5 protein-coding genes are annotated in these 5,254 nt (G+C 54.1%); 2 read left to right on the top strand and 3 right to left on the bottom strand.

What is annotated here, in order from left to right; translation table 11 throughout:
- Positions 1-295 precede the first annotated feature (295 nt).
- Complete coding sequence (locus tag ACP5J3_RS10595; protein ID WP_428495664.1) at positions 296-2,200, top strand: beta-CASP ribonuclease aCPSF1; 1,905 nt, start codon at positions 296-298, stop codon at positions 2,198-2,200.
- Positions 2,197-3,546: a pyruvate kinase gene (gene pyk, locus ACP5J3_RS10590; protein ID WP_428495663.1), complete on the top strand. Its 1,350-nt coding sequence runs from the start codon at positions 2,197-2,199 to the stop codon at positions 3,544-3,546. Before ACP5J3_RS10595 ends, pyk begins: the two co-directional genes overlap by 4 nt.
- Here pyk and amrB read toward each other — a convergent pair.
- The 3 genes from amrB to ACP5J3_RS10575 all read right to left on the bottom strand — a co-directional run.
- On the bottom strand, positions 3,543-4,388 hold the full coding sequence (gene amrB / locus ACP5J3_RS10585; protein ID WP_428495662.1) for an AmmeMemoRadiSam system protein B: 846 nt from the start codon (positions 4,386-4,388) through the stop codon (positions 3,543-3,545). The two genes, pyk and amrB, sit on opposite strands and share 4 nt — an antisense overlap.
- On the bottom strand, positions 4,388-5,014 hold the full coding sequence (rpsB, locus tag ACP5J3_RS10580; RefSeq protein WP_428495661.1) for a 30S ribosomal protein S2: 627 nt from the start codon (positions 5,012-5,014) through the stop codon (positions 4,388-4,390). Before rpsB ends, amrB begins: the two co-directional genes overlap by 1 nt.
- Before the next feature lie 33 nt (positions 5,015-5,047).
- On the bottom strand, positions 5,048-5,254 hold a 207-nt coding region (locus ACP5J3_RS10575), incomplete at its 5' end, for an FHA domain-containing protein (RefSeq protein WP_428495660.1).

Genomic DNA, 5,254 nt, shown 5'->3' with positions numbered 1-5,254 from the left:
GTATATGGCTTTATAGCGTATCGACGGGGGGCTGTGTATTACATTTATAACGTTTGTTGAAAAATTCTATATATCGAAAGAGGGGGTTATATAGACTTTGTTAAAAGTTTTAGTGAAGTCTCCCCCGATACATAAAGTATATATTGACGCAGTTTACACACGCCGGAGAGACGGCGGGAAACACGCCGGATGTAAACAGCGCGCCGAAGTCCGGCTCTCACACAACGCCCATAACTCAAAAACGGCACCTCCACATACGGAAAACATTTAAATAATATAGCATTGGCACCTCCTTGTGTCTTTTTTGGAATTGGAAAACAAGGTAAAGGCTATTCTGTCGGGTGTTGATGTGGTTAGGGTAGCTTTTGAAGGGCCTAATCTCTGTATATATGTAAAGAAGCCTGCTGAAAGTGTGCTAGACATGATCGGCGAGGTGGCGAAGACGTTGAAGAAGCGCGTAGTTCTCAGAGCCGATGCGACTAGCAGGATGTCTGAGAAAAGCGCAGCTAAGGTAATTAAAGAGATTCTCGAAGACGTCGAAGATGTGGTTTTTGAAAGTAACGGCGATGTCTATATCTACCTTGCGCGTCCTCTGCGTGAGAGGGATATCAAGGGCGCGGCGCGTGAGATTTTTCTGAGGACTGGCTGGAGGGCTGTGATTGAGAGCGGGGTGCCTAGGGACAGGGTGAAGTTGCCTACGCATGAAATCGTGGGTGTGAGGCAGATTTTCCACAAGGCGTATGCGCAGAGGGCAGAGCTCATGGACTACCTCGCCAGGTATATCCACCAGGAGCCTGTGGTGAAGGAGGGGCCCATAACAGTGACTTTTCTCGGCGCAGCGATGGAGGTGGGGAGGAGCGCCGTTCTCGTGAGCACTACGGAGAGCAACGTCCTTCTCGACTGCGGCCTCAAGCCGGGGCAGTACGACGAGGACTTCCCGCTTCTCGACTTGGTGGATATCGACAAGCTCGACGCTGTTGTTCTCACCCACGCCCATATGGACCACGTGGGGTGCCTCCCGTTGCTGTTCAAATACGGCTACAGGGGGCCTGTCTACATGACCGACCCAACTAAGTACCAGGCCTTCATACTCCTCAGCGACTACGTGGAGCTCAAGGAGCGGGAGGGCCTCCAGCCCAGCTTCTCCATGGCCGACATAGAGGCTGTGATATACCACACCATTACGCTTGACTACGAGGAGGTGACTGACATAGCTCCCGACATTAAGCTGACTTTCTACGACGCTGGTCATGAAATAGGCTCGGCTATGGCCCACCTACACATAGGCAACGGCAGGTATAACATCCTCTACACGGGGGATTTCAAGTACGGGAAGACTAGGCTGTTGAACCGGGCGGTGAATAAGTTTAAGCGTGTGGAGATGCTCATAATGGAGTCTACCTACGGGGGGAAGGACGACGTGCAGCCCCCGCGGCTGGAGGCGGAAAATGCCTTGGCTAAACACGTCTCCGACACAGTCTCTAAGGGCGGCAAGGTGTTGATACCTGCCTTCAGCACCGGCAGGGGGCAGGAGATTCTATACATCCTGAACAAGATGATGGAGGGCGGGCTTGTGCCCCGGGTGCCCATCTACGTAGACGGCATGATTGTGGAGACGCTGAACGCGTACCTCATGTATCCGCACTACCTCAACCCCGAGGTTGCCGAGGAGATATACGGCGGCGTGAACCCCTTCACAACCTCGGGAAGCGTCGTCATCGTCGACCGCGCTAAGCGCGTCGAGGATAGGATAAACCAAGTGGCTAAGATCGCGCAGAGCGAGGAGCCTGCGGTTATAATAGCGCCGCACGGCATGTTAAACGGCGGGCCTGTGCTGGACTACTTCGCCCAGCTAGCCTACGACGAGAGGAATAAGCTGATCTTCGTCTCGTACCAAGCGGAGGGCACGCTGGGCCGGAGGATTCTGAACGGGGAGAGGGAGTTTGTCGTTAGGAGCTTGGTGGGGGGCGAGTCTAAAGTCGACATGAGGATGGAGGTGGCTTCTATACCTGGGTTCTCGGGGCACAGCGATAGGAGGGAGCTTATGAAATACGTCGAGCATATGGAGCCTAAGCCTAAGAAGATTGTGCTTATACATGGGGAGCCTTCTAAGATAATCAGCTTGGCCACATCTATAGAGTTGAAGTACAAAATCACCACTGTTATACCGAAGGTGGGGGAGAGGATCAGGGCGTTGTGACTCTTACCAAGAGAGTCGCCACCTTAGGCCCCTCCACCGACTCGCTACCGCCTGACGAGTTTGAGAAGCTCCTTGACTTAGTAGACGGCGTCAGGATTAACCTCGCCCACGCCACTCTCGACGAGGTTAAGACAAGGATAAACGCAGTGAGGACCTACGAGAGGAGCCGCAACCGGCCACTTGCCGTCATTGTGGATCTCAAAGGCCCAGGCGTGAGGGTGGGAAACACGGAGCCTATTAACATAAAAGAGGGGGATAGGGTAGTTTTCAGACTTAGCCCGAAGTCAGACGGCTCTTACGTCCCCGTGGTGGCCAAGACGTTTTTCCAGATAGTCGAGCCTGGCGACGCCATCTTGATGTTAGATGGCAAGCTAAGGCTTAGGGTAACCGAGGCGGGTCCGGACGTGGTGATCTCTGTGGCGGAGTCAAGCGGAGTTGTGACTAGTGGGAAGGCTGTAGTGGTTGAGGGGAAGGATTACGACATCCCCACCCCCGCAGAGGAGGATGTGGAGATCTTGAAGGCGATCTCCGTAGTTAGAGAAGAGATCGATTACGTCTCTGCTAGCCTTGTGAGGAGTTGTGGAGATGTGCAACGTCTAAAATCCCTCCTCAGGGAGCTTGGGTTCGATAGCTACCTAGTGGTGAAGATAGAGACTAGGGGGGCAGTTGAAAAGTTGGGGGAGCTCACGGAGTGTAGCGATTACGTAGTGGTGGCTAGAGGCGATTTAGGTCTGCATTATGGACTCGACGCCTTACCCACAATACAGAGGAGGGTAGTACACACCTCGCTTAGACACGGCAAGCCGGTTGCCGTGGCTACCCAACTTCTAGACTCTGTGCAGTACTCGCCGACCCCCACGAGGGCTGAGGTTAACGACGTGTTCACCACGGCGTCTATGGGCGTAGATAGCCTCTGGCTTACCAACGAGACTGCAAGCGGCAGATACCCCCTGGCAGCCGCCAGTTGGCTCTCAAAGATACTATCGACAGTGGAGTACCAAATCACAGAGCTCGCCCAGCCCCAGGACGCTAGGGATCGCTTCGCCAAGGGCCTCGTGGAGCTCGCCGAAGATCTCGGGGCCAATATACTCGTTTTTAGCAGGAGCGGCACATTGGCGAAGAGAATAGCGAAGTTTAGACCTCTCGGCACAGTCTACGTGGGGACGCCGAATGTTAGAGTTGCCCGCGCCCTCTCTATAATATGGGCCTTGGAGCCGCTACACATACCTGTCGAGAGTTATGAGGAGGGACTTGAGAGACTTATCTCGCTGAGGGGCTCAGCCCCCTTCGTAGCCACTTATGGAATTAGAGGGGGGACTCATATGGTGAAGATAAGGCTCCCCTAGCGGTAGAATAGAATGCTGGCGTATCCAACAGTTTCCTCTCTATAGCCGCTGGTGTCTCCCGAAGTGGCGTGTTTCAGCAAAGTGGCGTTTAGATAGCCGAGCTCCTTGGCGGCTACGATAAGGACGCCTATAGGCCCCAGGCCGCATATTGAGATGTCGAACTTAGACGCGACTTCGAATAGACTCGCCTCGTCTAGTTTCAAAATCTTGCTAATAGCCATCTCGTCCTTCCGCATCGTCACGTCGTGGGGCTCGTAGTGGTTAAAATCGCTACTTGCGATTACATACGCCCTTCTGCCGTACTCTCTCAACGCCTTGGCTATTGCAACCCCCAGCTCTCTTGATGTGGAAAGCGTCTGTCTCCAAATGGTGATCGGGACTATTTTAACGTCGCCGAAGTAGTATTGTATGAAGGGCATCTGCACCTCTAACGAGTGCTCCTTGGCAAAGGCGTAGAAGTCGTCCTCCAGCTCTTTGTAATGCGAGGCGATAAGCCCGGCTAGCTCCTCGTCTATTTCAAGCCGCCCCAGGGGGGTCTCCCAGACACCTGACTTCATAATCGCCACGGGGGCGCCTATTCCGTAGTGATTGGGGCCCACAACGACGAAGGCGTCTGGCTTCCCGAAGCCGGCTAGGTAGGAATATAGCCAAGCGGCCACGGGCCCCGAGTACATATAGCCAGCGTGGGGAGCCACGCCCCCCAGGGCCTCGGCGCCGAGCTTAGGCATTTGGAGAGCCTTCGGCCCCAGCTCGTGCTTCACCGCCCAGTCTATTTGTTGCAACAACTCCTCGCGTTCCGACTCGTAGAAATAGCCGGCGACCGCCGGCTTTCTGACCCGCATTACGTCTGTACAAGCCGCGTCTCGAACTCCTCGGGCGGCACCGGGAGGTCTTGATCGGGTTTCAACTCGCCCCTCTCCCTCAGCACCTGCCTAGCAAGTACCCAGAATATCAAGGCGAGGCTTTTCCTACCCTTGTTATTACACGGTATCATAAAGTCGATGTACTGGTGCGGGGTGTCGGTGTCTACGAGGGCAACCACCGGGATTCCCATCTTGGCGGCCTCGCTAACCGCCTGCGCGTCCAGCTTAGGATCGACCACGAAGAGTAGGTCAACTTCTTGGTAGTGGGGCAGATTTGGGTTTGTCAATGTACCCGGTATGAATCTACCAGTAAGCGCTCTGCAACCAACAAATTTACAAAACATCTGCACCGGCTTAAAGCCGTAGGGCCTCGTGGTGTGGACTAAGATTCTGTCTGGCGGGTACCTGGCAATTAACTTGGCCGCTATTTTTAACCGCTCGTCTATTTTCTTAATGTCAAATATCCTCAACCCGTCGGGCCTCACCGCGAATATGAAGCCTCTATCTTCGAGGTATTTATTAGACAGCCGCGTGCCCAGCCTCACGCCGGCGCTTAGATACTTCTCAAGCGGGACTAAATACTCATACTGCATTTCCTCCGACATACAAGAGCGCGCTAATTATGGGTTAATAAGCTTTTACCGTGAAAGAGAAACCTTGAGCTTTGTGTTCCCTATCCTAACCAGAGCCCCTCCGCCGACGTTCTCCACCTTAACCTGGCGCTCCCTCCCCCCCTCTATTAGGTACGTACCGTTGCTACTACCCAGATCCTCTACAACTACCCCATTAGAAGTTACTATAAGCCTCAGATGCCTCCGCGACACCGCTGGGTCGGGCACCACGAC

The organism is Pyrobaculum sp., assembly GCF_049971835.1.
GTDB lineage: Archaea > Thermoproteota > Thermoprotei > Thermoproteales > Thermoproteaceae > Pyrobaculum.
This window is presented reverse-complemented; position numbering and strand designations above follow the sequence as displayed.

Excerpts from the sequence above, each read along its gene's own strand:
- amrB (WP_428495662.1), bottom strand. The coding sequence starts at position 4,388 with ATGCGGGTCAGAAAGCCGGCGGTCGCCGGCTATTTCTACGAGTCGGAA.
- rpsB (WP_428495661.1), bottom strand. The coding sequence starts at position 5,014 with ATGTCGGAGGAAATGCAGTATGAGTATTTAGTCCCGCTTGAGAAGTAT.